This is a genomic window from Arthrobacter sp. 05T444 (assembly GCF_056395905.1).
Window position 1 is genome coordinate 1 of record NZ_JBFTKK010000034.1, and the last position, 26,873, is coordinate 26,873.

26 protein-coding genes, 1 tRNA gene and 2 pseudogenes are annotated in these 26,873 nt (G+C 65.2%); 21 read left to right on the forward strand and 8 right to left on the reverse strand.

The genetic code is table 11. The features are described 5' to 3' along the window. The 4 genes and pseudogenes from AC1DD3_RS20925 to purU form a co-directional block, all read left to right on the forward strand. Positions 1-252 (forward strand): annotated as a pseudogene (locus tag AC1DD3_RS20925) (lipoyl synthase); the annotation flags it as partial. 41 nt (positions 253-293) lie between these two features. Continuing rightward, on the forward strand, positions 294-1,127 hold the full coding sequence (locus tag AC1DD3_RS20930; protein WP_476882441.1) for a methylenetetrahydrofolate reductase: 834 nt from the start codon (positions 294-296) through the stop codon (positions 1,125-1,127). After that, on the forward strand, positions 1,117-2,586 hold the full coding sequence (cycA, locus tag AC1DD3_RS20935) for a D-serine/D-alanine/glycine transporter (RefSeq protein WP_476882442.1): 1,470 nt from the start codon (positions 1,117-1,119) through the stop codon (positions 2,584-2,586). Before AC1DD3_RS20930 ends, cycA begins: the two co-directional genes overlap by 11 nt. An 11-nt stretch (positions 2,587-2,597) precedes the next feature. Next, positions 2,598-3,521 carry a formyltetrahydrofolate deformylase gene (gene purU / locus AC1DD3_RS20940; protein WP_476882449.1) on the forward strand — a complete coding sequence of 308 codons (924 nt, stop codon included), beginning with the start codon at positions 2,598-2,600 and terminating at the stop codon, positions 3,519-3,521. A gap of 75 nt (positions 3,522-3,596) precedes the next feature. Here purU and AC1DD3_RS20945 read toward each other — a convergent pair whose 3' ends face one another. Next, positions 3,597-3,977, reverse strand: a complete 381-nt coding sequence (locus tag AC1DD3_RS20945; RefSeq protein WP_230120712.1) for a hypothetical protein — start codon at positions 3,975-3,977, stop codon at positions 3,597-3,599. 538 nt (positions 3,978-4,515) lie between these two features. Here AC1DD3_RS20945 and AC1DD3_RS20950 point away from each other — a divergent pair. Both AC1DD3_RS20950 and AC1DD3_RS20955 read left to right on the forward strand, forming a co-directional pair. After that, positions 4,516-5,724: an aspartate transaminase gene (locus tag AC1DD3_RS20950; protein ID WP_230120710.1), complete on the forward strand. Its 1,209-nt coding sequence runs from the start codon at positions 4,516-4,518 to the stop codon at positions 5,722-5,724. A 26-nt stretch (positions 5,725-5,750) separates the two neighbouring features. Then, the gene (locus tag AC1DD3_RS20955; RefSeq protein WP_476877567.1) at positions 5,751-6,428 is read left to right on the forward strand and encodes a 4-carboxy-4-hydroxy-2-oxoadipate aldolase/oxaloacetate decarboxylase; all 678 of its coding nucleotides are present in this window, start codon (positions 5,751-5,753) and stop codon (positions 6,426-6,428) included. 577 nt (positions 6,429-7,005) lie between these two features. Here the strand turns inward: AC1DD3_RS20955 and AC1DD3_RS20960 are convergent. Continuing rightward, positions 7,006-7,200, reverse strand: a complete 195-nt coding sequence (locus AC1DD3_RS20960) for a hypothetical protein (RefSeq protein ID WP_476877568.1) — start codon at positions 7,198-7,200, stop codon at positions 7,006-7,008. 175 nt (positions 7,201-7,375) lie between these two features. Further along, positions 7,376-8,299 carry a LysR substrate-binding domain-containing protein gene (locus AC1DD3_RS20965; RefSeq protein ID WP_230120705.1) on the reverse strand — a complete coding sequence of 308 codons (924 nt, stop codon included), beginning with the start codon at positions 8,297-8,299 and terminating at the stop codon, positions 7,376-7,378. 629 nt (positions 8,300-8,928) lie between these two features. Here AC1DD3_RS20965 and AC1DD3_RS20970 point away from each other — a divergent pair. From AC1DD3_RS20970 to AC1DD3_RS21005, 8 genes are all read left to right on the forward strand, one after another. Continuing rightward, positions 8,929-9,717: a LamB/YcsF family protein gene (locus AC1DD3_RS20970; protein WP_476882443.1), complete on the forward strand. Its 789-nt coding sequence runs from the start codon at positions 8,929-8,931 to the stop codon at positions 9,715-9,717. Position 9,718: 1 nt separating this feature from the next. Further along, positions 9,719-10,444, forward strand: a complete 726-nt coding sequence (locus tag AC1DD3_RS20975) for a 5-oxoprolinase subunit B family protein (protein WP_230120701.1) — start codon at positions 9,719-9,721, stop codon at positions 10,442-10,444. Then, complete coding sequence (locus AC1DD3_RS20980) at positions 10,441-11,454, forward strand: 5-oxoprolinase subunit C family protein (RefSeq protein WP_230120699.1); 1,014 nt, start codon at positions 10,441-10,443, stop codon at positions 11,452-11,454. The genes AC1DD3_RS20975 and AC1DD3_RS20980 overlap by 4 nt, the downstream gene beginning before the upstream one ends. 55 nt (positions 11,455-11,509) lie before the next feature. Continuing rightward, positions 11,510-12,850, forward strand: coding sequence for an MFS transporter (locus tag AC1DD3_RS20985; protein WP_476877570.1), 1,341 nt, complete (start codon positions 11,510-11,512; stop codon positions 12,848-12,850). A 73-nt stretch (positions 12,851-12,923) separates the two neighbouring features. Continuing rightward, positions 12,924-13,673, forward strand: coding sequence for an SDR family oxidoreductase (locus AC1DD3_RS20990; RefSeq protein WP_230120695.1), 750 nt, complete (start codon positions 12,924-12,926; stop codon positions 13,671-13,673). Positions 13,674-13,747: 74 nt separating this feature from the next. Then, positions 13,748-14,689: a 2-hydroxyacid dehydrogenase gene (locus AC1DD3_RS20995; RefSeq protein ID WP_230120693.1), complete on the forward strand. Its 942-nt coding sequence runs from the start codon at positions 13,748-13,750 to the stop codon at positions 14,687-14,689. Positions 14,690-14,810: 121 nt separating this feature from the next. Continuing rightward, complete coding sequence (locus AC1DD3_RS21000; RefSeq protein ID WP_230120691.1) at positions 14,811-15,581, forward strand: SDR family oxidoreductase; 771 nt, start codon at positions 14,811-14,813, stop codon at positions 15,579-15,581. After that, on the forward strand, positions 15,581-16,663 hold the full coding sequence (locus AC1DD3_RS21005; RefSeq protein WP_476882444.1) for an L-idonate 5-dehydrogenase: 1,083 nt from the start codon (positions 15,581-15,583) through the stop codon (positions 16,661-16,663). Before AC1DD3_RS21000 ends, AC1DD3_RS21005 begins: the two co-directional genes overlap by 1 nt. A 21-nt stretch (positions 16,664-16,684) precedes the next feature. Here the strand turns inward: AC1DD3_RS21005 and AC1DD3_RS21010 are convergent, their stop codons facing one another. Then, positions 16,685-17,134 (reverse strand): hypothetical protein, encoded by a 450-nt coding sequence (locus AC1DD3_RS21010; RefSeq protein ID WP_476877572.1) that lies wholly within the window; start codon positions 17,132-17,134, stop codon positions 16,685-16,687. Positions 17,135-17,380: 246 nt separating this feature from the next. After that, complete coding sequence (locus tag AC1DD3_RS21015) at positions 17,381-17,794, reverse strand: hypothetical protein (protein ID WP_230120686.1); 414 nt, start codon at positions 17,792-17,794, stop codon at positions 17,381-17,383. 207 nt (positions 17,795-18,001) lie between these two features. Here AC1DD3_RS21015 and AC1DD3_RS21020 point away from each other — a divergent pair, with 207 nt between their 5' ends. Further along, positions 18,002-18,688 (forward strand): response regulator transcription factor, encoded by a 687-nt coding sequence (locus AC1DD3_RS21020; protein WP_230120684.1) that lies wholly within the window; start codon positions 18,002-18,004, stop codon positions 18,686-18,688. A gap of 28 nt (positions 18,689-18,716) precedes the next feature. On the opposite strand, the gene AC1DD3_RS21025 is transcribed toward AC1DD3_RS21020, so the two are convergent. Then, positions 18,717-20,156, reverse strand: a complete 1,440-nt coding sequence (locus tag AC1DD3_RS21025; protein WP_476882445.1) for a sensor histidine kinase — start codon at positions 20,154-20,156, stop codon at positions 18,717-18,719. 200 nt (positions 20,157-20,356) lie between these two features. Here AC1DD3_RS21025 and AC1DD3_RS21030 point away from each other — a divergent pair. From AC1DD3_RS21030 to AC1DD3_RS21045, 4 genes and pseudogenes are all read left to right on the forward strand, one after another. Beyond that, positions 20,357-20,424, forward strand: a tRNA-Pro gene (locus AC1DD3_RS21030). Between the two features lie 154 nt (positions 20,425-20,578). Then, a pseudogene (locus AC1DD3_RS21035) lies at positions 20,579-21,516 on the forward strand (5'-3' exonuclease). Between the two features lie 318 nt (positions 21,517-21,834). Then, the gene (locus AC1DD3_RS21040) at positions 21,835-22,080 is read left to right on the forward strand and encodes a hypothetical protein (RefSeq protein ID WP_476882446.1); all 246 of its coding nucleotides are present in this window, start codon (positions 21,835-21,837) and stop codon (positions 22,078-22,080) included. A gap of 528 nt (positions 22,081-22,608) precedes the next feature. Next, on the forward strand, positions 22,609-23,511 hold the full coding sequence (locus tag AC1DD3_RS21045; RefSeq protein ID WP_476882447.1) for a DUF817 domain-containing protein: 903 nt from the start codon (positions 22,609-22,611) through the stop codon (positions 23,509-23,511). Between the two features lie 44 nt (positions 23,512-23,555). Here the strand turns inward: AC1DD3_RS21045 and AC1DD3_RS21050 are convergent, their stop codons facing one another. Next, positions 23,556-24,128: an MOSC domain-containing protein gene (locus AC1DD3_RS21050; protein WP_230120675.1), complete on the reverse strand. Its 573-nt coding sequence runs from the start codon at positions 24,126-24,128 to the stop codon at positions 23,556-23,558. Between the two features lie 66 nt (positions 24,129-24,194). On the opposite strand from AC1DD3_RS21050, the gene AC1DD3_RS21055 reads away from it, so the two are divergent. Next, positions 24,195-24,317: a hypothetical protein gene (locus AC1DD3_RS21055; RefSeq protein WP_290369796.1), complete on the forward strand. Its 123-nt coding sequence runs from the start codon at positions 24,195-24,197 to the stop codon at positions 24,315-24,317. A gap of 41 nt (positions 24,318-24,358) precedes the next feature. Further along, positions 24,359-24,697, forward strand: coding sequence for a hypothetical protein (locus AC1DD3_RS21060; protein WP_476882448.1), 339 nt, complete (start codon positions 24,359-24,361; stop codon positions 24,695-24,697). Between the two features lie 41 nt (positions 24,698-24,738). Here the strand turns inward: AC1DD3_RS21060 and AC1DD3_RS21065 are convergent, their stop codons facing one another. After that, a complete protein-coding gene (locus AC1DD3_RS21065) occupies positions 24,739-26,496 on the reverse strand; it encodes a thiamine pyrophosphate-dependent enzyme (protein WP_230120671.1) in 1,758 nt (585 codons plus the stop codon). Positions 26,497-26,873: the final 377 nt, after the last annotated feature.

The window sequence follows — 26,873 nt, forward strand, 5'->3', positions numbered from 1 at the left end:
TCCGAGCGGCACCTCCCGGTGGACCGCTGGGTCAAGCCACAGGAATTCGTGGACCTCCAGCAGGAAGCGGACGAGATCGGCTTCCTCGGCGTCATGTCCGGACCCCTCGTCCGGTCCTCCTACCGTGCCGGCCGGCTCTGGGCCACCGCGATGCGCAAGAAAGGCTGGGAAATCCCCGCCGAACTGGCACACATCGAAAGCTCCGGCAGCACCCGCCAGGAAGCCAGCTCGCTGCTCGCAGGCACGGCCTGACCTTCCAGACCCACCACCCTGATGTTCAGAGAGGACCAAAGATGTTCCCCATCAGAATAGAAATCATCCCTTCAGAGGGAATCGTTGAGCGGGTCAAGGCCCAGGTGCCCTTGACCACAACGCTCACCGTGACATGCCTGCCCCATCACGGCATCGAGCGGACCATGCGCACGGCGGTACAGCTGAGCGTGCTCGGCTACAAAGTGATCCCGCATCTCGCGGGGCGTAGCCTGCATAGCCGCGCTGACCTCACCGGAATCCTGCGCGACTGCGGCGTTGCCGGCATCGGCGAGGTGTTCGTGATCGGCGGAGACCGGAAGAGTCCAGCTGGCCCGTACGAGTCCGCCCTTGCGCTTCTGGAAGACATCGCGCAGTATTCCGGCGGCGCGATGCGGGCAGGCGTTGCGGGCTACCCGGAGGGCCACCCCGCTGCTGGTCCCGTGGACGTGCTGGACGCGCTGCTGGCCAAACAGCACCTGGCTTCGCACGTTGTCACGCAGATGTGCTTCTCCGCGCCGAAAATCCTTGATTACGCGGCGCTCCTGCGCCGCGAAGGCGTGCGGCTGCCCGTCTGGGCCGGCGTGGCAGGGTCTGTTCCGCGGACCAAGCTGGTCTCGCTGGCGACGCAGATCGGCGTCGGGAGTTCCCTGAAGTTCCTTAGCCGCAAGGGCCCGCTGGCCCGCAAACTCCTGAGTGGTGACAGCTACTCGCCACAAAGCCTGGTGACCGGGCTGGAAAGCGACCCCGGCAACATCGCGGGCATCCATCTCTACAGCTTCAACAGCCTTGATTCGGTTCCCGGAGGGCCAGACCAGGCGTCAACCTCAGCAGCACTCCATCCAGCATTGATTCGAGGAGCAGCACGTGACAACTGAAACCGTAACTTCCCAGCAAACGCCGCATCTTGAGCGGCAGCTCAGCAACCGGCACATCCAGCTGATCGCCATTGGCGGCGCAATCGGCACAGGCCTCTTCATGGGCTCGGGCAAAACCATCTCCGCGGCAGGGCCCTCCGTCATCTTCGTCTACATGATCATCGGCTTCATGCTGTTCTTCGTCATGCGGGCCATGGGCGAACTGCTGCTGAGCAACCTGAACTACAAATCCTTCAGCGATTTCGCGGCGGACCTCCTCGGTCCCTGGGCCGGTTTCTTCACGGGTTGGACCTACTGGTTCTGCTGGGTGATCACAGGCATCGCGGACGTCATCGCCATAGCGGGCTATTCGAAGGAACTCTGGCCCTCGGTGCCGCTGTGGATCCCGGGCCTGGCAACCGTGGCCATCCTCCTGCTCCTGAACCTCACCACGGTGAAGGCGTTCGGCGAGACGGAGTTCTGGTTTGCACTGATCAAGATCATCGCCATCGCGGCGCTGATCGTGGTGGGCCTGTTCATGATCTTCAGCGGGTTCCAGTCCGACGCCGGCCCTGCCACCTTCACGAACCTGTGGAGCCACGGCGGTTTCTTCCCGAACGAGTTCATGGGATTCGTGGCCGGTTTCCAGATCGCAGTCTTCGCCTTCGTGGGCATTGAGCTCGTGGGCACCACCGCCGCAGAGGCCAAGGACCCGGAGAAGAACCTGCCCAAGGCCATCAACTCCATCCCCATCCGTGTGCTGCTCTTCTACGTGGGCGCCCTCATCATCCTGATGTCCGTCACCCCCTGGACCCAGTTCCAGGCCGGCCACAGCCCGTTCATCGCCATGTTCTCCCTTGCGGGCCTGGGCGCCGCCGCCACCGTGGTGAACCTGGTGGTGCTCAGCTCGGCCATGTCCTCGGCCAACTCCGGCATCTACTCCACTTCGCGGATGGTGTACGGGCTGGCCCAGGAAGGCGACGCTCCGTCCGTCTTCGGTGCCCTCTCGCGCCGCAAGGTTCCGCAGAATGCCCTGTTTCTCTCCTGCGTTCTGCTTCTCTCCGGCGTGGTGCTGATGTACGCGGGCCAGGACATCGGCAAAGCCTTCGACATGGTGACCACCGTGTCGGCTGTCTGCTTCGTTTTCGTGTGGTCCATCATCCTGGCCAGCTACCTGGCCTTCCGCAGGCGCCGCCCGCACCTGCATGAGGCTTCCAAGTACCGGATGCCGGGCGGCGTCCCCATGGTCTGGGTGGTCTTCGCGTTCTTCGCCTTCGTGCTCTGGACGCTGACCACGCAGCCGGACACCCTCACGGCGCTCCTGGTCACGCCCGTCTGGTTCATCGTGCTCGGCGCCGCCTGGTTGGTGCTGCGCCGTCGCCCCGCCCATCTGGCGCGTTATGCAACGTTCCAGGCCGAACTCACTCAGGATTTGGCGCACGAGGCCACCGGGCGGGGTCTTGGGAACGTGAAGAAATGAGCACTGTACAAATGACCACTGCCCAAACCCTGAACAGGCCCATACCGAAAGCTGAGGTACCTGCCGCAACGGTCGAGCATGTCCTGACCGTCGACTGTGCCGAGTCGCCTGGCATCGTCCACGCGGTCTCAGGATTCCTGCTCAGCCACGGCTGCGACATCATCGACATCAAGCAGTATGGGGACAAGGGGGAAGGGCACTTCTTCATGCGCGTCCACTTCTCCTCTCCGCAGGATCCCGCGGCGCAGGAGTCCTTCAGCACGGAGGAGCTGCGCCGGGACTTCACGGCTGTGGCGGAGAAGTGGAAGATGAACTGGCAGCTGGAGCCGCACGGCCGCAAGCGCCGCGTCCTGGTGATGGTGTCCAAAATGGGCCACTGCCTCAATGATCTGCTGTTCAGGGCACGCACGGGCGACATCCCGGTGGAGATCGTCGCCGTGGTTTCCAACCACCGCGAGCAGGAGGGGCTGGTCCAGTGGCACGGTATCCCGTTCTTCCACCTGCCGGTCACCAAGGACACGAAGCCCGACGCCGAAGCCCGGCTTCTGGAACTCGTCGACGGCCTCGATGTGGAGCTCGTGGTGCTGGCCCGCTACATGCAGGTCCTGAGTGACGGGCTTTCGGCCAAGCTCGCAGGACGGACCATCAACATCCACCACTCGTTCCTGCCCAGCTTCAAGGGTGCGAAGCCCTACCACCAGGCCTACGACCGGGGCGTTAAGACCGTGGGCGCCACGGCGCACTACGTCAACGCCGAACTCGATGAGGGCCCCATCATTTCGCAGCAGGTCATCGACGTGGACCACACGTACACCGCCGACGACCTTGTCGCGGTCGGCCGGGACGCCGAATGCACGGCCCTCCGCAACGCCGTCCGCTGGCATTGCGAGGGCAGAATCCTGCTGCTCGGCAACCGCACTGTGATTTTGCGATAGGGCAGTTCCATCCTGGTCCGCGAGGGCGGACCAGGATGGAACCCGGACTCCGCCGCATAGCGGATCAGGGCCCGCCTACGCCGGGAGGACACCGGTTTCCGGCCGACGGCACCCTGTCATTTTCTGGACGGTATCGCGCTGGAGTCCGCTCAGAGCCGCGAGCTCGTAGTCATCCATGACGCCAAGCCGGCGTGCCGCAGCCATGAGGGTCAGTCGACTTTCCTCAAGGATCGCCTTCGACTCCTCAAGCTCGGCCAACTCGGACGTCAACTGGCTGATCACCGCAAGGTGCTGCCCGGCCGGCAGTCCGGACGGGAGCAGGTCCTCGGACGACAGGCCGATTGTCCGGATTGTCCAGCGGGAGAGTTCTGAGGCTTCTGCCAGGCCCGTGATCCTCATGCCGTCACAGAGCGCCTGGGCAATCTGTTGGTTTAGGCGGACGGAGAGCGCGCGCATGCTGCTGGCGTTGAAAGAAATCCGTTGCCGGTCCTCCCTGAGCAACTTCCGTATCCTGTCAGCCTGGACAGCAGTTGGGTCGGGTTTTGGTGTTCCCTGGTAGCGGTACGAGCCGGTACGGGCACGCCGCCGACGTGATTCCGGTGTCGGAGCAACCTCCGGGCGGTCGGAGCGGTGCAGAACGGCCAAGAGCACTCCTCGGTTCGGATTGGAGTCGGTCCGCGTCGGCACGCGAGCCGACCCGGAAAACGGCCGCGCCAGTCGGCGCCGGTTACGTAGAAGGCTAGACGGGATGGCCACCCCGCGGAAATACCAATAGTGCGTGGAGCCATAATCAAAAAGTTTGGGTTCGGCCTTGGCTAGGGGCCAAAAGCAGAGGTCTCGCGCTGTACACAGCCGAGGACCGACGCCATGACTGCCGCAGGCCATAAGAGACGCTTATCCGTCCACGCAGTTTAGGTCTTATCCATAGCCGCCTGGATTCCCTAGGGTCGAAGGAAGCAAATATCGCTCCCTCCTGAATCCCTAGGAAGAGACCATGTCTGAATTTGTACCTGCATCGCGAGTGTCCCGCATCAAGCAATCCGCCAGCGTGGCCGCCGCGGCCCGCGTGCGTGAGCTGAAGTCAGAAGGGCGCCGGATCCTGGACCTGACGGTCGGTGAGCCGGACTTCGACACCCCGGAGCACATCAAGGCGGCAGCCGTTGAGGCCATCAGCCGGGGCGAGACCAAGTACACCTCCGTCACCGGAACGCCCGCCCTGCAGACGGCGATCCTCCAGACTCTCGAGATGCGCACCGGCATCCACTACACCCCGGCCGAGATCACCGTTGGCGGCGGCGCCAAGCAGGTCATCTTCACGGCCTTCATGGCTACCCTGGACGCGGGCGACGAAGTGGTTGTACCCGCCCCCTACTGGGTCTCCTACCCGGACATGGTGCTCGCCAACGAAGGCACGCCTGTAGTGGTTCCCTGCGGCGAGGACGTGGGATTCAAGCTCACACCGGAAGCCCTAAGCGGCGCCCTCAACGAGCGGACCAAGTGGATCATCCTGAATGCGCCGTCCAACCCCACAGGCGCCGTCTACTCCCGGGCGGAACTGCGCGCACTCGCCGACGTCCTCGCGGACTTTCCGCACATCTACGTCCTGACCGATGAAATCTATGACCAGATCTACTTCGGCACCGGCCGGATCTCCAGCCTGGTGGAGGTGGCCCCGGAACTGAGGGACCGCATCCTCGTGGTCAACGGCGTGTCCAAGGCGTACGCCATGACCGGTTGGCGGCTGGGATACGCGGCAGGACCGGCCCCGGTGATCGCCGCAATCAATAAGCTCCAGTCCCAAATCTCATCCTGCCCGTCCTCGGTAAGCCAGGCCGCCAGCGCCGCCGCCCTCACGGGCGACCAGAGCTTCGTGCATGACAGCGTCGAGGTTTACCGCGGCCGGCGCGATGTGGCAGTCACCGCACTGAACGCCGTCGGCGGGCTGTCATGCACGACGCCGGAAGGCGCCTTTTACGCGTACGTCAACTGTGCGGGGGTCATCGGGAAGACGACCGCCGAGGGAAAAGTCATCGGCAACGATGAGGACTTCACCCTCTACCTTCTTGAGGCCGCTTCCGTGGCAGTCATCCAGGGATCGGCCTACGGGTTGGGCCCCTACTTCCGCATCTCCTACGCGACCAGCCTCGACATCATCGAAGAGTCCATCGCCGCCATCGACAAGGCCGTCCAGGCCCTCAACTGATCCACACCCACCGAAGGAAAAACGCCGTGATTCACGTCAAGACCACCATCGAACGACCCGACGCCGACGCCGTAAGCCGCCTGGCCAAGTTCTCGTCCGCCACCATCCACGAGGCACAGGGCCGCAAGGGCGCCCTCAGCTCCAAGATCAAGCCGATCGACCGGAGCATGTCCTTCTGCGGTCCGGCCACTACTGTGCGCTGCGCTCCTCGGGACAACCTCATGCTGCAGGTGGCCATCCACTACGCCGAGGCCGGGGACGTCATCCTGGCCGCGGCAGGGGAGTACGAGGAGGCCGGAACGTTCGGCGACGTCCTCGGCAACGCCATGAAGGCCAAGGGCCTCGCCGGCCTGGTGACGGACTCCGGCGTCCGCGACACGCAGGACCTCATCGAACTGGGGCTGCCCGTCTTCTCCGGCAGCGTCTCCATCAAAGGCACCGTCAAGGAAACGATCGGCCCGATCAACCACCCTGTGGTCTTCGGCGACGAAATCATCTATCCCGGTGACGTCCTCCGCGGCGACGCGGACGGTGTGGTGGTCGTCAGGAAGGACGAGATCGAGGAAGTCATCCGCCTCTCGCAGGAACGCGACGACGCCGAGCGCGACCTCATCCGCCTCTACCAGGCCGGCGGGACCACCATCGATCTGTGCAACCTCACCGAGGTTCTGAGGGCCAAGGGGCTGCTCGTAGAGCACGCATAGTCACATCGCGGCAGCGGTGCCCGGGAGGTGCCGGCATTGGCTCAGGCGGGGCAGTCTTCTGCCCCGCCTGAGGCTCGTATTCTGCGGCGGCGGTCCTCCTGCCGTGGCTTCGACGGCTGCGGTGGTGGGCGTGGCCGTGCGGGTTACCCTGCTTCGGGTTACCCTGCTTCGCGCAGCACAATTCCGGGCAGCGGCGGCGCGGTGGAGTAGTGCCTGTGGCCGGTGGGGGTGTGGAGTTCGATGGTGTGCCGGGAACAGGCGTGCCCTCGAATCCATGGCGATGAGGTTGCCGGTCCCGGGGGCGGTGTAGAGCCGGCGGAGCCAAGCATCGAAAGCTGCACCCTGCCCAGAGTCCTCCCCGCACCCGATGTCGCCGCTGCGCGGGCCCTCGTTGAACCTCCGCTGATAAAAGAGAATTTGCAGCACATCGGCCGGCGGAACGGCCGCGTGCCGCCGGCTCCGCGAGGGTCCCTCAGCGCGGGCGGGGTGGCCGCCCAAGCCGCGGCAGCTCCGCCGTCGTACGGATAACTGTGCGGCGGCGCCCGCAGTTGAGCGTGCTTTGCAGCTGACGGTGCAGTCAGCCGCTAATCAGACCCCCGTGGGGCACCGAATAAGCAGGGGCGCCGAAGACGGCATCGTCCAGGTACCAGACCGTCGAACCGCCGCCGCTGACCGGCATGATGCTGCCCTCGAAAACAAAGACCGGGTCAGCGGATCGGTCCTGGGGGCGCCAGAAGCCATTGGTCGGGCAATGGGACCCGGTTTTAGCCATCAGTCCCAGTCTCGGGTCTGAAATTCTCCTGGTGGTGCTGATCTTTTTCATGGCAGGCTCCCGGTTGATTGTTTGCGGAAAATTGATTCGCTGCAATTTCTTGGCTTGCCACCAATATTAGAATCCCCGGCGCCCAGTTACTAAGACAAATGATGCGTGCCCTAATAAGCCAAAGCTATGGGCGGCCATACTTATCGCTGAGCATTTCCTGGAGCATTTCCTTCAGCACAAGCAGCACCGCCGACGCCGCCTCCGAGAGGGGGTCGTGGTCCGGCGTGCAAAGCGCGATCTTGCACTGCAGTGCCGGATCCACGATCCGCAAGACATAGAAGTCTTCTTCATGGAACAGCGCGTCCGCGGCTGACTTGGGCAGGATCGTGGCCCCCAGATCGGCCCGGAGGAGCCGCGTCAGGGACGGCACCGACTCCACCTCGCCCACCAGCTGGAGTTTGAGCCCCTTGCTGTCGAAACCTGCCTCGACAGCCTGCCGCAGCGTGTGGATCTTCTCGGGGAGGAAGAGCCCGAAGTGTGCCACCTCCTCCAGCGTTATCTCGCCGATCGCGGACCCGGACTCCAGCCGCTTGGCGTTGACCACCAGGTGCAGATCTTCGACGATCATCGTGGTGAACTGGACGCCGCGGATAGGGCCCGGCTCGTAGATGAGGGCCATATCGAGCCGGCCGTTCTTGATGGCTTCGCTCAGGACGCCGCCGTAAATCTCCGTGACATGCAGGATGATGTCGGGGTACCGGCGGCCCACCTCGCTGATGATCTGCGGCGTCAGGCTCGACGCCATGCTGTAGGGCGCGATGGCAATGGACACGCGACCCGATGGCGCGGCCCCCGACTTGGCGACGTCCTGCCGCGCCTGCGCCACCAGCCGCAGGATTGACTGCGCATGCCGGTATAGGGTGTGCCCGGCGGCTGTGGGCTGGACCCCCTGCTTGCTGCGGATCAGCAGGCGCTGCTTGAGGTCAGTCTCCAAAGCCGAAACCTGCTGGCTCAGGGCTGGCTGGGCAACGTGCAGCGCCGCCGCAGCCTTGGTGATGCTTCCCGAATCCACGATCTGGACGAAGTACGCAAGCTTCCGCGTATCCATGGCCGCCTTCTCTCTCTGCGGCGTCCTGAACCCAGGGACGGTCATAACCGGATGCTGTGGAGGGATACGCAATACGTCTTTGTGTGATCCACATCGCTGACACTAGGTTGAACCCAGAACGCTATTTCACTAATCGTACATTCTATCCCCTCCGGTGACATGCAATTCCATGATGACATCAGATGCATTTCGCATAGAAGCGGTCTTGTGGAAATGGATATCGCTTTTTTACATTTCCGAAATATGCGCTCCGTACCTTGAATGCATTCGCCGTCCCGCAACGCAAGTGCGGAGCCTACGTTGGAGAAAGAGGTGACAAATGAGAGCACTAACCAACGGGAGATCCGCCACCCTGGGCGGCCCTGGAGGCGCTGCCTCGCCGTGCTGCGGTCACCCCTGCAGGCGTGCCGGCGGCAAACCCGTCATAACCGGCACCTATCCCGTGACATGGATTACGTCTTTGTGTGATCAAACTCGCGGTGCCAGACTTTTTTATGGAAGCCCGGCAGTTCGGGCCGTCCCGTCGGAAGCCCCCTTCAGGGCCGGATCGGGACAATCACTTCACTACCGGCAGCTGACCACGTCGCCCTGCGGGGCAACGTTGCAGCTCACACTCCAGGAAGGCTCACATGGGACTCTCAGTTGATCTCGTAGCAGATCTCGGAGAAGGCTTCGGCGCCTACTCGATGGGCGACGACGCTGCCCTCCTCGAGGTGGTTTCCAGCGCCAACATCGCCTGCGGCTTCCACGCCGGTGACCCGGACATCATGAACGCGACCGTCGCCGAATGCGTTCGGCTCGGGGTCAGCATCGGAGCACACCCGAGCTTCCCGGACCTCCGCGGCTTCGGCCGGCGCGCCATGGACCTGACGGCGGATGAGGTCCGCAACGACGTCCTCTACCAGTTCGGCGCGCTGACTGCCTTCGCCGCCTATCACGGCGCCAGCGTGGCCCACATTGCCCCGCACGGCCGGCTGGGAAACCTCGTTGCCACCCGCGCCGACTACGCCGAAGCCGTGGCTGACGCCGCCGCCCGCATCAACGCCGGCCTGATCGTCCTGGCCCAGGACGGCGAACTGGCCACCGCAGCCACTGCGCGCCGGCTCCCGGTGGGGATCGTGGGCATCGCCGACCGGGCCTACGAGGCTGACGGCACCCTGGTGCCGCGCGGCCGCCCCGGCGCCGTCATCCACGATCCTTCGACCATCGTGGACCGCACCGTCCGGATGGTGTGCGAAGGGCTCATCGAAACCGTTGCCGGCACCGATCTGCCCATCGTCGCCGACACGGTACTCCTGCACGGAGACACCCACGGCGCCGTTCTGCTGGCCCGGCAGGTTCGAGCTGAACTGGAGAACGCCGGCGTGACCATTGCCCCGCTCGCCCAGGTTCTGGCCGCCAAGCTGAAGGTTGCCTGACATGGCCCCCACCCCAACCCCAACTCCGGTCGAGATCTTCGAGTCCGGTGACGCCGCCCTTCGGGTCGTCGCGTCTTCCCCGGACAGTGAGGCCAACTGGAGCACCGTACATTCCCTTGCCGGATGGCTGGAGGCCGCAGGGGCCGACGGCGTCCACGGGGCCGTGCCGACGTACGATTCACTGCTCGTGGAATTCGACCCCGGCGTCACCTCGGCGCGCCAGGTCCGGGCCTTCGTCCTGCTCGGCCTGCGCCAGCTCGACTTCATCGGTGCGCCCGCCCGGACTCCCCGCGAGTTCAGCGTCCCGGTTGTCTACGGCGGCGAGTACGGCCCGGACCTGGAGCGCGTGGCCGAACATGAGCAGCTCTCCGTCGAGGAGATCATCGAGCTTCACACGGCCAAGTCCTACGTCATCCGCTGCCTGGGTGCGCCCGCCGGCTCACCCATGATGGACGGACCCGACTTTCCGCTCCCGGTCCCGCGGCTGAAGGACCCCCGCCTGTCCGTTCCGGCAGGAGCTGTGGCCGTCGCGGGCCGGCAGGCAGTCATTGCGCCGGCCGTGGCGCCCGGCGGATGGTGCGTCATAGGCCAGACGCCCCTGACCGTTCTTGACGCCACGAGCGAACCCCTTGTTCCCTACGTCCCCGGCGACATCTTGAGGTTCCGCCAGATCCAGCCCGAGGAGTTCGCCAGCTACGCAGGCCGGAAAATGGAGGCGGCACGATGACCGGCTCATTGATCATCCAGCAGCCCGGCCACTCGGTGGTCACGGACCTGGGCCGCTTCAGGGGACCCCGGTTCGGGCTGCCCGTGAACGGCGCGCTGGACCAGTTCTCGGCACGCGCGGCGAACATCCTCACCGCCAATGAGGAGAACGCTCCGCTGCTGGAAGTAACCGCCCTGGACTTCCGGATGCGCGCCACTACGGACATTCTCATTGCCGTCACCGGCGCGCCCCTTACCCTCACGGTCGGCGGCCGCGAATGCCCGCAATGGGAACCGGTGTCCGTCCGCGCCGGGGAAACCGTTGCACTGCGCCAGATCACCGGAGGCCTCAGAGCCTACGTTGCCGTCCATGGCTCGGTGGAAGCGCCGATCCTGCTGGGAAGCTGCGCCCCCGACACCGTCATCGGCTTCGGCCTGCGGCTCTCCCAGGGCACCGAACTCAAGACCTCGCGGAGCGTCGGCCCGATACGGCAGCCGTACTTCGACCTGCCGCTGTTCCGGCTGGGACTGTCCCGGCCGGAGTTCAGCAGCCACGCCGTCATTGATGTCACGGACGGCCCCGACGTTGACGAGTTCGGCGATACCGCCGAACTGCTCTTCAACACCGAATACACCGTCAGTGCCCGGAGCAACCACATCGGTCTTCGCCTCGGCGGCGCCCTTCCCGAACGCCAGTCCACAGCCGAAGTGCTGTCCCGCGGCGTCCCGGTGGGAGCCATCGAAGTGCCGTCCCGGGAGGAACTCCTGGTGCTGCACCGGGGCCGCGGTGTCACCGCCGGCTACCCCGTCCTTGCAGTGGTTACCAGCCGCTCGCTCGACGTGCTCGCCCAGGCCCGCCCGGGCCACACCATAACCTTCCGCAAGACCACCGTTCCCGAAGCTACAGCGAAGTACCGGGCGGCTCTGCGGGATCTGGAGAACCTCCGTTCCACGGTCGGCACGGTCTTCTCCCTCCTCGGCATCGGCAACCAGCCCGGCTGGCCAAAACTGGCACCGGCAGCCGGAAGCTAAGCGCCCTCCCATCAGATCAAAAGCCTTGTTACCATTCCCCTTAGTAAGGAAAGCCATGTCAACTTCTACGCACGCGGCCCAGCCGCACAAAGAACGGCTCAGCGGCAAGCAGACCCGCAAAGTTGTCACTGCCGGCTGCGTCGGCATTTTCGTGGAACTCTACGACAACGGCATCTTCGCCTTCATGGCCGGAACGCTTGCCCTCGTCTTCCTGGCGCCCGGCAACCCGGACAACGCCCTGCTGTTTGTCTTCGCCGGCTACGCCGTGTCCTTCTTCGTCCGCCCCCTCGGAGCCGTTGTCTGCGGCTTCCTGGGCGACAGGATCGGGCGGCAGAAACTACTGGTCTTCGTCATCCTGCTGATCAGCGCCGCCACCGCCGGTATAGGGCTCCTGCCCGCGTACTCGGCCATCGGCATCGCAGCACCGGTGCTGCTCGTGTTGTTGCGCATGCTGCAGGGCTTCTCCGTGGGCGGTGAAGCCGCCGGCGCCATGACCTTCCTCGCTGAGCACGCCCCGGAAGGCAAGCGCGGCATCATCACCTCCTACGCACAGATCGCATCCTTTGCGGCCCTCCTCACCGGTACGCTCGTAGCGTTCTCCATGTCCCCGTGGCTCACCGCAGCTGCGATCGACGGCGGCGGCTTCGGCGCCTTCGCCTGGCGCATCCCGTTCCTCATCGCCATCCCCATGGGCGTCATCGGCTGGTACATCCGCAAGGCCATCAGCGACACCCCCAACTTCGTGAAGCTGAAGGAAGAAGGCGGGCTGTCCAAGAACCCGCTGAAGGAAGCCTTCGCCTCCGCCGAACATCGGCGCGCTATGCTGCTGGCCCTGTTCATCCCGCTCATGAACGGTTCCGGCTACTACGTCCTCTTCTCCTACATGCCCACCTTCCTCAAGGGCAAGCAGCTTAACTTCACCATCGGTCAGGCCCTGCTGGTCACCGCCTGCAGCCTGGTGGTCATCTGCATCGCCATTCCTTTCATGGGCGCCCTCTCCGACCGGATCGGACGCAAGAAGGTCATCGCCGGGTCTGCAATCGCCATGGCAGTCCTTGGCATTCCCTCCTACGCCCTGATCGCCACCGGCAACATGGCACTGGCGATCCTCGGCGCCTGCATCATGGCCGTCGTGTTCGCCGGCCACACCGCGGTGATCCACATCCTGATCGTGGAACTGTTCCCCACCCGGGTGCGCTACTCCGCCTACGGCCTGGGCTACAACATCTCTTCCGCACTGTTCGGAGGCACGGCACCGCTGCTGATGACCTGGCTGATCTCATCCACCGGCAACATCTACATGCCTGCCTTCTACGCCGTCATCACCGCGCTGGGCACCCTTGCCGCCGTCAGCACGGTCAAGGACCGGGCGCACCTGCCGCTCCGGGACGCCTAACCACGGACCACCCCCGTGCTTGCACCACTACGCAGCGGCAAGCACAGCATTGCAAACCAACCAGGAGACTTCGATGCCCTTTTCAGATTATTCAACAGCCCTCGTCACCGGTGCCTCCACCGGGATGGGTGCCGCGATCGTCGAACGCCTGGCCAAGCGGGGACTCACCGTCCACGCCGTGGCCCGCAACGAGGAACGCCTGAACGACCTTGCCGACAAGACCGGGGCGATTCCCCACGTCGTCGACCTGACCGACACGGCGGCGCTGGCTGCCGCCGTCGGCGATCTTGAGGTGGATGTCCTGGTGAACTGTGCCGGAGTGTCCCGGCCGGGAAACCTCCTGGACTCCAGCGAGAGCGACATCGACGAACTCATTGACGTCAACCTGCGCGGCCTGCTCCAGCTGACAAGGCTGGTGCTGCCGGGCATGGTGGAACGCGACCGCGGGCACGTCATCAACATCAGCTCCATCGCCGGTGTCTATAACTTCTACGGCCACACGGTTTATCACGCCACCAAGGCGGCGGTGCACCAGATCTCCCGGCAACTGCGCAACGACACCGTGGGCAAGCGCATCCGCGTCACGGAGATCTGCCCCGGACGCGTCGAAACGGAGATCTTCGGACGCAACATGGGAGGCACGCCGGAAGCCATGGAAGAGGCGTGGAAGACGTACTACGAAGGCTACGAGTCCCTGACCACCGACGACATCGTCAACGCCATGGACTACGCCATCGAAACGCCCCGGCACGTGAATGTGGGCATGCTGGAAATCATGCCCACATTCCAGGTCCCCGGCGGGCTCACGTTCGACCGGCGCTAGCCGCGTCGGCCCCGGCAAGCACCGCCCCGGCCGCCCAGCACACCCCAGACCCATAGACCCGAGAGGTTTTTCCGATGCAAACAGTCCGCACCGTCAGCTTTCCCGACCCGCAGCTTCTCGCCGATCTCTCACCCCTTCCCGAGGGCCTGAGAGGGGTGGTCTGGGACCTGAAGTCGGATCCCGACGGCGGGACGCTGAGCGAGATCGACGGCGTCATCCTCCCTTACATCGACGCCTCTGCGGTTCTGGGATCCCTCGCCAAGGTTGAAGACCTGAAGTTCGTCCAGACGCAGTCGACCGGATATGACGGAGTTATCGAAGCGGCCGGTCCGGCGGCCGGTGTGGCCAGTGCCTCCGGCGTCCATGCGGCGGCGACGGCGGAGCTGGCAGTGGGGTTGATCCTGGCTAAGCTGCGCGGCATCGACCAGGCTGTCCGCGACCAGCAGTACGGCCTCTGGCGGCCGGAGCGGCGCCAGTCCCTTGCTGACAGGCGTGTGCTGCTGGTAGGCGTCGGCGGGATCGGGCATGAGATCGCCCGCCGTCTGGAGCCCTTCGAGGTCACGGTCACCCGGGTGGGGAGTGCGGCCCGGACTGACGAGCAGGGCGAGGTGCACGCATCGTCGGAGCTGCCCGCGCTCGCCGCTACGCACGACATTCTGGTCACCGTGCTGCCCCTGAGCGAGCAGACCCATCAGCTGATCGGCGAAGAGGTTCTGGCTGCCCTGCCGGACGGAGCCCTGGTGGTGAACGTGGGGCGCGGTCCGGTGGTGGACACTGCTGCGCTGACCAAGGAAGTCCTTTCCGGGCGGCTGCAATGCGCGCTCGACGTCGTTGATCCAGAGCCGCTTCCGCAGGACCACCCGCTGTGGTCAACACCGAACGCCCTGATCACCCCGCACATCGGCGGCAACGCGTCCGCCTTCCAGCCACGGATCCTGAAGCTCCTACGGCAGCAGCTCGAAGCCCTCGCCGCCGGGCAGACTCCGGCGAATCTGGTGCAACGCGGGCCCTTCTAGACAACAGTGCGAACGGACACTTGCGGCCCTGGCCGCGAGGGCCACAAGTGTACGTTCGCGATACATAGGAACCACCAACCGCGACTACCGCGCAGACCGCGGCGAAGGAGCTGCTCTTTTCATGAATTCACTTTTTGACCTGACCGGGCGGGTGGCCCTGGTGACCGGTTCCAGCCGGGGCATCGGCAACGCGCTGGCGCGGGCACTGGCTGACGCCGGTGCCACCGTGGTCCTGAACGGCATCAATCCGGAACGGCTCAAGGCCGCGGAGGCGGCGATGGCCGCCGATTATGCGCCCGGCCGGGTGCACAGCATCGCGTTTGATGTCACCAGCGACGCCGAGGCCGCGCGGGGCATCACGTGGGTGGAGGAGCACGTGGGTCCCCTTGAGATACTGGTCAACAATGCCGGGATTCAGCATCGGGTGCCGCTGCTGGAGTTGGATGTGAAGGACTGGGAGCGGGTGATTTCCACGGATCTGACCAGTGCGTTCCTGGTGGGCCGGGAAGCAGCCCGCCACATGATTCCCCGCGGGCGCGGGAAGATCATCAACATCTGTTCGGTGCAGACGGACCTGGCCCGCCCCACGATCGCGCCGTACGTTGCGGCGAAGGGCGGTTTGCGGAACCTGACCCGGGCGATGACCGCGGAGTGGGCGGGTTCGGGGCTGCAGATCAACGGGATTGCGCCGGGCTATATCCACACCGAGATGACCCAGAATCTGGTGGACGACGAGAAATTCAACGCCTGGATCCTGGGCCGGACCCCGGCGCACCGCTGGGGCACAGTCGAGGACCTGGCGGGGCCGGCTGTCTGGCTGGCTTCCAGCGGCTCGGATTTCGTGAACGGCCAGACGATCTTCATCGACGGCGGAATGACGGTGGTGGTCTGATGGGACCGCCAACGGTCCCCACCAACGCGGCCCTCCCTGTCTCTGGACCGGCGGTCGTTGCCCACGCCAAGGGCGACCTGCGGATCGACGACGTTCCGCTTGCGGCGCCCGCCGCGGATGAGGCCGTCGTCGAAGTCCACTACGGCGGCATCTGCGGCTCCGACCTGCATTACTGGCTGCACGGCGCAGCCGGTGAATCCATCCTGAAGGCCCCGCTGGTGCTCGGCCATGAGATTTCCGGGACCGTGGTCCGCGCCGCGGCGGACGGAACCGGCCCCGGGGCGGGAACGCCGGTCGCGGTGCATCCGGCCACGCCCCGTGCCGGTGCGGCGCGGTATCCGGCCGACCGGCCCAACCTCTCGCCCGGCTGCACCTACCTGGGAAGCGCAGCCCGCTACCCTCACACCGACGGCGCGTTCAGCCGCTACGTGAACCTGCCGGTGCGGATGCTCCGTGCGCTCCCGGGAGGCCTGGACCTGCGTACCGCTGCGCTGATCGAACCGGCGTCCGTGGCATGGCATGCGGTGGCCCGGGCCGGGAACGTCGCGGGCACGACTGCGCTCGTGATCGGCAGCGGGCCCATCGGCGCGCTGGCTGTGGCGGTCCTCAAACGGGCCGGCGCAGCCCGGATCGTCGCCGTCGACATGCATGAGAAACCGCTCGAGATCGCCACGGCCGTGGGTGCCGACGAGGTCCTGGCCGCCTCCGACGCGGAGGCGATCGCCGCCGTCGAGGCCGATGTGGTGATTGAGTCCTCCGGTAACCACCACGGACTGGCGTCCGCCATCCAGGGCGCCGCGCGCGGTGGCACGGTGGTGATGGTCGGCCTGTTGCCCACAGGTCCCCAGCCGGTCCTGATCTCCCTGGCCATCACGCGGGAACTCGAACTGCGCGGCTCCTTCCGCTTCAACGACGAGATCGACGGCGTCATCGCCGCACTGGCTGACGGCACTCTGCACATCGAACCGGTCATCACCCACGAGTTCCCGGTCAGCCGGGCGTTGGAGGCATTCGCTGTGGCCCGCAACTCGGCTGAGTCCGGCAAGGTGCTCCTGAGCTTCGGGTCCGCAACGGAAGGCTGAGCCCGGCTGTCCTTGGCATGTTTATCGTTGGCGCAGCCCGGCGTCGGCTCGTTTGGCGAGTGTAATTTCGGTGTAACTAATGACGGTGGAACACTGGAACTGCGCGCTGCAGGTCTGCAGAAAGACCGAAGCTGCGGCGGGGCCTTCGTTGAACGCCATAACATTGGGAACGATCCTTATGGTGACGGTTTGGGCCTTCCTGGTGCAGTTTATCTGTTCGTTTCCGCCGCCACCGGCTATCCGGCCGTCGCTGACCCTTTGGGTGAGTTGGACCACGGGTACTGCGATGAGCAGGGCGGGGTCGGTGTCGCACACGAAGGTGACGGGAACATCGACCGCGGCGCCGTCGGCGACGAGGATTCCCGGCCCCGTGCTGACGAGTGTGGCGGGGGCTGCCTGCGCGGGGGCGGCTATGGCCATGAGAGCGACTGTAAGAGCGACGGCGGCGAGGCGGCTTCTGGTGCCTAACATCAGGTTCTCCCTTGAATGGATGCGTGGCGTCCTGTGTTCCGTATTGGCGGCGAGTGCGGTGATTAGACGCCTTAATGGACGGGGCGGAGCCCCTGACGGCAGCGCCAATTCCGGCGCCGCCTGATGCAGACGAAAGTCCAGTTGGGCGCACAATACTAATTATCTGAATGCGTGACAATAGGCATTCACAAAGCATGCAGGTAGCAGGAACGCCCCCGGGGCGTCCTGCGGATACGCCGCCTCGGCCTACGCCCTGGGGGAGTTCTTCCAGTCCGGCAGGACGCTGAGGCCGTCATCGAGCATGCGGGTAAGGGATCCCGCGGCAGCGTCGCGGCGGCGGCGGCGGAGCCATGCAGCGAGGCTGCGTTCGGAGACTTCGGACGCGTTGCTGGCGGGGTACCGGCCTGTTTGCTGAACCATGCTGACGAGGTCGTTCATGCGTTGGACACTTCGTCGGGTTGCTCTGGCAGGGTTGCCGTTGGCGGCGGCATAGTGCTCCTCACGGAGCGTCGGATCGTCGGTCCTTGCGGCGGCCAGGTGGTAACCCACTGTCGATATCGGCGCCCCCGTCTGCTCGGAGATTTGCCCGCGGGTGAGGCCGCGCCGGTACATCAGGACCCATTCGGGGTTGGGAACCAGAAGCCATCGTATGTTTGCCACAGACGTTCTCTTCCTCTAGTTGGTCCTTCTCGGTCCGGCGGCCTGACGCATGATCTGGTACATGGGTGGCATTCTTTCCTGTACAGGGTTACCGGTCTCATGATCAGCATCGTGCACCGAACATGAGAGCAAGCTGAGAAACCTTGTCGCAAGGGCAGGGCAAACTCTCTGTCAGGGAAATTTCGAGAATGAGTGGACGGTGCAGGCGTGAGGATTCTCATGGTCGAGGACGAAAAGCAGCTGGCCGATACCGTCCGCCGCGGGCTGTCCAACGAAGGATTCGTGGTGGACGTGGTCCACGACGGGGTCAGTGGGGTATGGGCTGCGACGGAGAAGCCCTACGACGTGATTCTGCTTGATCTGATGCTGCCATTGAAGAATGGCTACGACGTGCTGAAAGAAATCCGCGGCCGCAGAATCTGGACGCCCGTTTTGATGCTGACGGCCAAAGACGGCGAGTATGACGAGACAGACGCTTTTGACCTGGGAGCGGACGACTACCTGACCAAGCCGTTCAGCTTCCTCGTCCTGGTCGCCAGGATAAGGGCTCTGATGCGCCGCGGAGCGCCCGAGCGGCCCGTTGTCCTGGAGCTGGGATCCCTGAGCCTCGACACGGCAAGTCGCCAAGTGCAACGCGGCGAGGCAGCGATTGTGCTGACCGCCAAGGAGTACGCGCTGCTGCAATACCTGATGCGACGGCCTGGCCAAGTGGTTTCCAAGGGCGAGATTCTGGACAACGTGTGGGATACGGCATTTGAAGGCGGCGAGAACGTCGTGGAGGTCTACATTGGCTACCTCCGACGGAAAATCGATGTCCCGTTCGGTGTGCAGACCCTGACGACCGTGCGGGGCATGGGATATCTGCTCACCGCCGACAGGACCGCTATGGAATAGCCCTGTGAGACTACGGGTCTGGCTGGAGTTAGCGCGAGACTTTCTTGCCGGTGCGGCTCTCGCTGGCCGGCGCGGCGTGGGAGAAGACCATTTCAAAGCGGCATCCGCCCCCTGGCGCTTCCGACGCCCCGATCGAGCCGTGGTGGGCGGCCATTACTGCGGCGGCGATGGCAAGTCCCAGGCCGCTTCCGCCTCGTTCCCGGGACCGGCTGTCATCAAGCCGGACAAACCTCTCGAAGATCCGCTCCCGGTCTGGGGCAGGCACGGGCGGCCCGTCGTTATCGATGGTTATCACGACTTGAGTCTCGGCACTGTGAACGTCGACGGCAATCACGGACTTGGCGTACCGGTCAGCATTGTCCAGGACGTTCCTGATCACCTGGGCAAGCCTGCGGGCATCGCCGGTAATCCGTGCCGGTTCCAGGCGTGCCTCGATCCGGTGCAGGCTCGTGGAACGCAGGCGGCCGATTTCGCCGTTAAGGACGTCGTCCAGATCAACATCGGCCTGCTCCAGGCGCAGCCCTCCGTCGTTGGTCTTGGCCAGCGTGAGCAGATCCTCAACGAGATACCGCATCCGGGCTGTTTCGCCGGCAAGGACCGACTTCATCTCCTCCCATGTACGTCCGGAAGGATCGGCCGCTGCGATTTCCACGCCGGCGCTGAGGGTGGCGAGGGGGCTGCGCAGCTCATGGCTGGCGTCCGAGACGAAGCGCCGCTGTTCCAGGTCGGCTGCCTCAAGCCGGTCCAGCATTGAGTTCATTGTCTGCGCCAGAGCCTGCATCTCATCGGCGGTGGGCGGGACTTCCACCCGTCCGTCCAGGCGGCGGGCGCTGATCATGGCCACCTGGTCACGGATTCTCTCGACCTGACGAAGGGACCGGCCCACCAGCACCCAGACGGCGATCCCCACCAGCGTCAACAACAGCGGCGTGGCGCCGAGCACAAACCAAGACACCGTGGCAAGGGTGTTGGCCTCAACCTGGACCGTGGCTGCCACCACCACTGTGCGGAGGACGCCGTCGCTCCGGACTCCGGTCGCCACGACCAGGAAGTCGTCGTCGTCACCGAGGCTGGGCAGCTCGGGTACGTCCTCAATCAGCGTTTTCCCATCGTCCGGGCGCAAACCGGTCAGCGGAGCTGCCGCCGCGGCAGGCACCGAGGATGCAAGGACCGACCCCTCCGGATCCAGAATCTGGACATATTGCCCAAAGTGCGCGGCAGACTCAATGAAGCGGCGCCCGTCGTCCAGGCCCTGGCCGGAGATTTGGGCGGCGACCTCCTCGGCCTCCCCCCGGGCGGCGGCCTCGGCAGCGGCGACCAGCGACGTCTGCAGCGCCACCAGCAGGGTAAGGCCGCCAATGAGGAGCGCCACGGCCACGACAAAGACGGCAGTGGCCGTGGCGCGCTTTCGCACACCCCAGCGGGGCCGGGGCAGGCCCCGCCCGCCAAGCATCCGGACGGCATCCATGCTCCAAGGATGCAGCCGCCAGCGGACATTAACAAAGCCCGACGCGTCGGAAGCACCTGGGATGAAGCCGCTCTCCCTGCTGTCCCTGCCCCATAACGTAAAAAGGCGGCACGGGGGTCCGTGGATGTGCCTGCCCCTGCGGAACCCGGCGATGGGTCCGCATAATAATTAGACCGGCACGGCGGCTTCCGCCGGGTCAGTGGGATGTATCGCGGTTTGGCAGCACCTGATTGGGGCAGGCGCGCAGGTTCAAGTCCTGTCATCCCGACGGTGCGGGCCGGAAACGGCAGAGAACAACCTGGGCCAGTGCGCTGGCCGTGTTGGGCGCATGGCTCCCCGGAGTCATACCAATGGTTCAGGTGGCCCGCACTTTAAACTGCGCCGGTCCAGCGCGACCGGGCGCATCCGTGTCAGGATCGGTTATGCCCCACCGCCTAATGCTGCTAGACACTGCGTCGTTGTACTTCCGCGCCTTCTACGGCTTGCCCGACACGATCCGCCGCGCCGACGGCACGCCGGTGAACGCCGTTCGAGGCCTGCTCGACATGATCGCGCGGCTCACCACCGACTACGGTGCGACGCACCTCGTTGCTTGCTGGGACGACGATTGGCGTCCTCAGTGGCGCGTAGACCTCATTCCTACCTACAAGTCGCACCGAGTCGCAGAGGTGATAGAGGGATCCCCGACGTGGAGATCGTGCCGGACGCGCTCCAGGCGCAGATTCCGATGATCCGCCGGGTGCTCGAGCTCGCCGGCATCGCCGTCGTGGGGGCCGCCGAACATGAGGCCGACGACGTCGTCGGCACCTACGCCAGCCACGCCGAGTTTCCGGTCGATGTGGTGACGGGCGACCGCGATCTCTTCCAAGTCGTCGACGACGCCCGTCAGGTACGGGTGATCTACACCGCGCGCGGCATGAGAAACCTCGAGATCATGACCGACGCGGTCGTCGTCGGCAAGTACCGCGTGCTGCCCGAGCAGTACGCCGACTATGCAACGCTCCGCGGCGACGCCTCGGACGGGCTACCGGGCGTCGCCGGCATCGGCGAGAAGACCGCAGCGTCTCTGCTCTTGGAGTACGGAACGCTCGACGGGCTGCTCGCGGCTGCGGCGGATGCGGAAGGCGGTCTGTCCGCATCCGTGCGGTCGAAGCTCGCCGCGGCCACCGACTACCTCACGGTTGCGCCCGCCGTCGTGAACATCGTCCGTGACCTCGAGCTGCCGACGCTCGAGGAGGCGGGCGCGCAGCTGCGCCCTGTCGTCGGCGATTCTCGCGCCGAACTCGAGCGGCTGGCCACCGAATGGAACCTCGGCGGCTCGGTCAAGCGACTCCTCGAGGCGCTCGACCGGAATCACTGACATCGCTGCCCATGGCTCCGTCCGGTTGCAGGGCGCAGCTGTGAATTGGCTGGGTCTTTCCTCGGGGTTGCCCGTCGGCTCTTGCGCGCGGCTGGTTGCCTAAGGCAAGCTGTTGATCACTTGATGAATCGATCAATTGGGGCTTCGTCGCCTCAAGGGGTCCGGCGGCAAGGATGCCGTCGGACCCTTTCGCGGCGGGGTCGCCGCCCGGGCAGGAGCCCGCAGAACGGGAGGACACCTATGGCCGGTTTGATTGAACTGTTCATTGACGCACAATCGCACGTCAGATTCCGGCTCACAGCACCCGATGGAACGGTCATGGCTGTGTCCAAGGCCTTTGGCGACAAGCCGGCAGCTGTTGCCGGCATAGCCGCGGTGCGAGAGTACGCCGGCATGGGACACATCGCCGACCTTTGCCCGGGCAGCCGGTCGAAACCTGCGGCAGGGCGTTCGGCGCCGGCGCGGGAGCAGGAATCCCGGCCGTTACCGGCAGGCGAGCTCCGCACCCTTGGCCGGGCACTCCGCCGGGCCGCAGCCGGACCCCGGCGGAGCGGTGCAGCCTGAGGGCAGGACCAGTCGTCGCATGCCCGACCGCCCATGCCCGGGGTCGAGGATGCTAAATGGTGCCTTCAGGCGGCGTGAAGTTCTCCGTGCTGCGAACAGCCGGGGTCGGTCGGCCTGGCCTGCCTGGGCGTGTACCGCCAGTCCGGGCATGTGCAGCCAGGTGTTCTGTTAGCGGGGCGTTGCCATGCACTCTTGGCTCCCAGCGCAACCACTTCTGACATCGCGGCTCTTTTCTTCCGGTGATGGCTAAGCGAGTGCACGCCATCGGGAGCGTCAGCATATTAGAGACAGACCAGTCTGTCTATGATCCAGCTGCGCCGGCGCTGGGCCGTTCGAATATTACGAAGCCCCGGAGCAAAAGTGTCCGGCGCAACGCTCAAGCAGGCAGACGACGGCGGGAGGTCCCGCCGTCGTCCAGGCTTCGGCTACCGTGGAATGCGCGTCACCGCCACTCGACTGCATTATGCGCTCGCCTGCGGCGATTCAGGTCACACACATTGCCACTCGTGGCGGGGGAACGGGGTACCAATGCGCAGCTTCACGTCCGTAGAACACCGTATCGATGAACGTGCACATCGATACCTGGATGATGCCCCCGCCAGCGGCATCCGTTCCAGGCTCATCGAGTTTGCGGTCTTCGGCCTCAAGCAGGCCTGGGCGTGCATCTTTGGCGCGGCGCTCCTCGCAGTCATCCTGGCGGGGCGCCTTTGGTATCCGGACGAGGCCGCACTTGCCAGGAACGATTTCCTGACCCTCGCCGCCGTCGTCATCCAGATTCTGATGGTCGTTACGCGGCTGGAGACCGTACGGGAGCTTAGGGTGATCGTTCTCTTTCACCTGGTCGGAACGGTCATGGAGCTGTTCAAGACCGACGTCGGGTCGTGGACGTATGAGGCCGAGGGATTTCTGCGTATCGGAGCGGTCCCGCTGTTCAGCGGCTTCATGTACGCCGCCGTCGGTTCCTACATGGTGCGTGTCTACAGGCTCTTCGACCTGCGCTTCGCGCGGTATCCGCGGCGGTGGGTCACCGCGATCGTGGCGGCCGCGATATACCTGAACTTCTTTACGCACCACTACATCTTCGATGTCCGCTGGGTCCTGCTGGCCGCCGTCGTTGTCATCTTCGGACGGTGCGTCATGCACTTCCGCGTGTTCCGCAGGAAGTTCCGGATGCCCCTGGTCGCCGCTTTTCTGCTCGTGGCACTGTTCATTTGGATAGCCGAGAACATCGCCACCTGGTCCGGCGCGTGGCTGTACCCGAGCCAGCTGAACGGTTGGCACATGGTCTCGCTCGACAAGCTGGGCGCATGGTTCCTGCTGATGATCATCTCGATGGTGCTCGTGGCGTGGGTCTACAAGCCGGAGCCACCCGAGCAGTCTGAGGAGGACACTGGCACAGCCGCCGTCCCGGCGGTCACCGCGGAACGTTAGAGGACGACGGCGGTACTTCCGTTAGAGGCTACCCTTGCCGACTGCTATGGCAGCCGCGATGGTCGCAGCAGGGTGGGGACGCCGGCACTCCCCGGGTCCAGCGGCACAGGGCTGATCAGCACAGCCGGCCCGCGGTGCAGAGTGCCGTCGGAGAGCGGCTGGCAGCGCACGCCTCCCCTCCCGCGCATGGCCTTGTGGGCGCCCGGAGCGAGCATCTGATCCATCCAGGCACAAGGGTGGGCCGGCCGCCCGGCTCTGAACCGCACCAGTTCCCCGCGCGATTCCAGCGCGAACTCCCCGCCCAGCAGCGGAGCCAAGTGGGCACCTCTGAGGACAACATTGCGCCGTGTCAGCAGCGGGTCAAAGCGCTCGGCCCCCAGCTCCGCGGCGATGGCTTCGAGAGCCTCGACGGCGAACACGGTGACGGCGGCATCCATATGCGCGGCCTTGCCGAAGAACCGGTCACCCACGATGCCCTTGCCCGTCACCAGCTCGACTTGGTCGGCATCGGTGGTGGGGACGTCGGCCGCACCCTCGCGTGCGCGGCCGAAGTAGGCGTGTGCCGGCGACACGAGCAGATGCAGGATCTCCACGTCGTATCTGTAGCTTGCCGTCATGCCATCAAACTACCTGCCACGCACGGCCAGCGCACCCGTTCAGCGTCTGGCGGGTAACGGCATGCCATGACCACCGACGCAGACGAACAGGACCGGGCGGAGATCCTGAAGAATTACCGGGCCCAGCTGCGCGCCGGGCAGTTCGACTACCGATGGCTCGCCTCGCGCTCCGAAGCCACCACCTGGTAGCTCCGGAACCCCAACACCGGTGACTCCTGCCTTGCGGAGCGATGGTTTCGTTCGACGGAGCGGCCCCAGACGGCGCCGGTGAGTATGAGTGCGATGCCGCAGCACCCCGCGATCCCTACGCTGTCGTGGGCGATGGTGATTCCGATGATGGCTGCCCAGACGGGTTCCGTGCCGAGGAGGAGTACCGCCTGCAACTCGGCGCTTCGCTCAGCCTCACTGTCAACGAAACCGCGGCTTCTGCTGCGTTCTACGAGAAGCTTGGCTGGCCGGCCCTGTCGGGGAGCGGCACCCACCGCAAGCGGACGACGGCGGGAGGTCCCGCCGTCGTCCGCTTCCGTTACGCGTGGTACTCAGTTCCCGGCGGTGCCACGTGGGCCTAGTTTCATTAAATACGTCGGCCCGCCACGATGTTCCGGACGTTTCAGTAGGCCCTAACCCGCTGTTCGACAATGAGATGGATGAGGGCAAACACCCCATCCTGGTCGATGGCCTGGAGGGCGGCGTCGAGGGCTGCTGGCACGTCCTCGTCACGGGTGACCGTGATTCCGAAGCCGCCGAAAGCCTGGCCCATGAGGCCGAAGTCCGGGTTTTTCAGCTGCGTGCCCGAAACCCGGGACGGGTAGTGCCGTTCCTGGTGGGTGCGGATGGTGCCGTATTCCTGGTTGTCCATCACGATGATGAGCGGCGTGGCACCGTACTGAGCGGCGGTGGCCAGCTCCTGGCCGTTCATCAGGAACTCCCCGTCTCCCGCGATCGTGACCACCCGTCGCCGCGGGCTGGCCAGCGAGGCCGCGATGGCCGACGGGATGGAGTAGCCCATTGAGCCGTTCCTGGCGCTGATCATTGAGGCGTAGCGCCGCGTGGGGAAGTACCGGTGCGCCCAGTTAGTGTGCTCGCCCGCCCCGAAAGTAACCATGGCGTCCTCGGGGAGCCGCGGAACCAGGTTGGCCATCAGGGTGTCCATCTTTGCCGGCCCGTCGCCCGGCGTGGCCGGGGGCAGATCGGCGAAGGACGTCTGCTCGCTGCGCATCCTGGCAGTCCACGCTTTCCACTCCTCCTTCGGCGGCAAGTCGATCTGAACCAGATCGCGGACGAAGGCGTCCGGTTTTGCCAGGATCTGCCGCGAGACGGGACCGGAGCGTCCGCGCAGCGAAGGGTCTATGGTCACCAGGAAGTTTTGCTTGTTCCAGTCCTGCCTGCAGACAAAACCATCCGTGATGACATCCCCGGGGACTGTCCCGACGAAGACGAGCAGGTCGGTTTCCTGCAGGAGGTCGTATGTGGGGCGGGGCCGGCCGTAGCCGATCGGACCAACGTAGGACGGTGAGTCGAAGGAGACAGTTCCCTGCGTACGCCATTCCGCGGCGGCCGGGATGTGCTGCTTTTCAAGCCATTCGGTGAGCTGGTCTGCCGCTGCCTGGGTCCAGTCGTTGCCGCCGGTGACAAACAGCGGCTTCTTGGAAAGTGCAAGGGCGCCGGCGAGTGCTTCGGCATCCGTGGTGCTCATTCCGCCTGCAGCCACCGGAATGGTGGGGTGCAGGGCTGGATCCACCTGCTGGCGGATGATGTCTTCCGGCAGGCCCACCACCACCGGGCCCGGCCGTCCGCTCATTGCGGCGAACATGGCTTCCGCGACAATCTCGGACGCCCGTTCGGCATGGTCGAGGACCATCACGCGCTTGGCACCCGTGTCGAACCAGGCCTTGATATCAAATTCCTGGAATGCCTCGCGGTCCCGGTGGGCGAACGGGATCAGTCCTACGAACAGCAGCATAGGCGTGGAGTCCTGCCACGCGGTGTGCAGGCCAACATGGGCGTTGGCGGCGCCGGGTCCGCGGGTGACCATGGCGACGCCTGGACGCTGGTTCATCTTGCCGTCGGCCTCGGCCATGTAGGCGGCGCCGCCCTCATGGCGGCAGACCACGGTCTCGATGTCAGAACCGTGCAGCCCGTCGAGGACGTCCAGGAAACTCTCGCCGGGAACAACGAAGGTTCGTTCGACGCCGTGGGCCGCGAGGGAGTCAACAATCACGTGCCCGGCGGACTTTAGGGCCTTGCCGCCGTTCAGGTTCTCCCGGACAGTGGCGGGGGTGGGCTGTAGGGGGCCTTGGTTGATGGTGTCGCCTTCGGACGGCTGCGTGTCGGTTGCGGTCATGGTTGCTGCGGACTCCGTTGTCATCACTTCTTGTCTTCTTGGTTGGTTTACGTGTGGTGGGTGAGGGTGCCTGGGAATTTCCGCTGGATGCAGCGGAACAGAGGGTGGCGCCTAGTCGGTTTCCGGTCCGGTGCAGAAGAAACAGCCGTCCTCACAGCTGTCCGTCGTCTGGCTTTCCGTCGGCGGCCGGTGCGTTTGGGGGCTCAGGGAATTTTGTGGCTTCATGGCTGGACCTGCTAGCGGATGGGAGTCCGGTTGGCGATGACGGGGGACATGCCGGTGAAGCCGTCGCGGGCTTCGGCGATTTCGTGGATTTGTTTGCGGCAGGCGTACCAGCCGGCGACCATGAGGGCGCAGGCGACGAGGGTGACCAGGAGGGTGAGGGGGGAGTCGATGAAGAC

Excerpts from the sequence above, each read along its gene's own strand:
- AC1DD3_RS20930 (WP_476882441.1), top strand. The coding sequence starts at position 294 with ATGTTCCCCATCAGAATAGAAATCATCCCTTCAGAGGGAATCGTTGAG.
- purU (WP_476882449.1), top strand. The coding sequence starts at position 2,598 with ATGACCACTGCCCAAACCCTGAACAGGCCCATACCGAAAGCTGAGGTA.
- AC1DD3_RS20945 (WP_230120712.1), bottom strand. The coding sequence starts at position 3,977 with ATGCGCGCGCTCTCCGTCCGCCTAAACCAACAGATTGCCCAGGCGCTC.
- AC1DD3_RS20950 (WP_230120710.1), top strand. The coding sequence starts at position 4,516 with ATGTCTGAATTTGTACCTGCATCGCGAGTGTCCCGCATCAAGCAATCC.
- AC1DD3_RS20960 (WP_476877568.1), bottom strand. The coding sequence starts at position 7,200 with ATGGCTAAAACCGGGTCCCATTGCCCGACCAATGGCTTCTGGCGCCCC.
- AC1DD3_RS20965 (WP_230120705.1), bottom strand. The coding sequence starts at position 8,299 with ATGGATACGCGGAAGCTTGCGTACTTCGTCCAGATCGTGGATTCGGGA.
- AC1DD3_RS20970 (WP_476882443.1), top strand. The coding sequence starts at position 8,929 with ATGGGACTCTCAGTTGATCTCGTAGCAGATCTCGGAGAAGGCTTCGGC.
- AC1DD3_RS20975 (WP_230120701.1), top strand. The coding sequence starts at position 9,719 with ATGGCCCCCACCCCAACCCCAACTCCGGTCGAGATCTTCGAGTCCGGT.
- AC1DD3_RS20980 (WP_230120699.1), top strand. The coding sequence starts at position 10,441 with ATGACCGGCTCATTGATCATCCAGCAGCCCGGCCACTCGGTGGTCACG.
- AC1DD3_RS20985 (WP_476877570.1), top strand. The coding sequence starts at position 11,510 with ATGTCAACTTCTACGCACGCGGCCCAGCCGCACAAAGAACGGCTCAGC.
- AC1DD3_RS20990 (WP_230120695.1), top strand. The coding sequence starts at position 12,924 with ATGCCCTTTTCAGATTATTCAACAGCCCTCGTCACCGGTGCCTCCACC.
- AC1DD3_RS20995 (WP_230120693.1), top strand. The coding sequence starts at position 13,748 with ATGCAAACAGTCCGCACCGTCAGCTTTCCCGACCCGCAGCTTCTCGCC.
- AC1DD3_RS21000 (WP_230120691.1), top strand. The coding sequence starts at position 14,811 with ATGAATTCACTTTTTGACCTGACCGGGCGGGTGGCCCTGGTGACCGGT.
- AC1DD3_RS21005 (WP_476882444.1), top strand. The coding sequence starts at position 15,581 with ATGGGACCGCCAACGGTCCCCACCAACGCGGCCCTCCCTGTCTCTGGA.
- AC1DD3_RS21010 (WP_476877572.1), bottom strand. The coding sequence starts at position 17,134 with ATGTTAGGCACCAGAAGCCGCCTCGCCGCCGTCGCTCTTACAGTCGCT.
- AC1DD3_RS21025 (WP_476882445.1), bottom strand. The coding sequence starts at position 20,156 with ATGGATGCCGTCCGGATGCTTGGCGGGCGGGGCCTGCCCCGGCCCCGC.
- AC1DD3_RS21040 (WP_476882446.1), top strand. The coding sequence starts at position 21,835 with ATGGCTGTGTCCAAGGCCTTTGGCGACAAGCCGGCAGCTGTTGCCGGC.
- AC1DD3_RS21045 (WP_476882447.1), top strand. The coding sequence starts at position 22,609 with ATGCGCAGCTTCACGTCCGTAGAACACCGTATCGATGAACGTGCACAT.
- AC1DD3_RS21050 (WP_230120675.1), bottom strand. The coding sequence starts at position 24,128 with ATGACGGCAAGCTACAGATACGACGTGGAGATCCTGCATCTGCTCGTG.
- AC1DD3_RS21055 (WP_290369796.1), top strand. The coding sequence starts at position 24,195 with ATGACCACCGACGCAGACGAACAGGACCGGGCGGAGATCCTGAAGAAT.
- AC1DD3_RS21060 (WP_476882448.1), top strand. The coding sequence starts at position 24,359 with ATGGTTTCGTTCGACGGAGCGGCCCCAGACGGCGCCGGTGAGTATGAG.
- AC1DD3_RS21065 (WP_230120671.1), bottom strand. The coding sequence starts at position 26,496 with ATGACAACGGAGTCCGCAGCAACCATGACCGCAACCGACACGCAGCCG.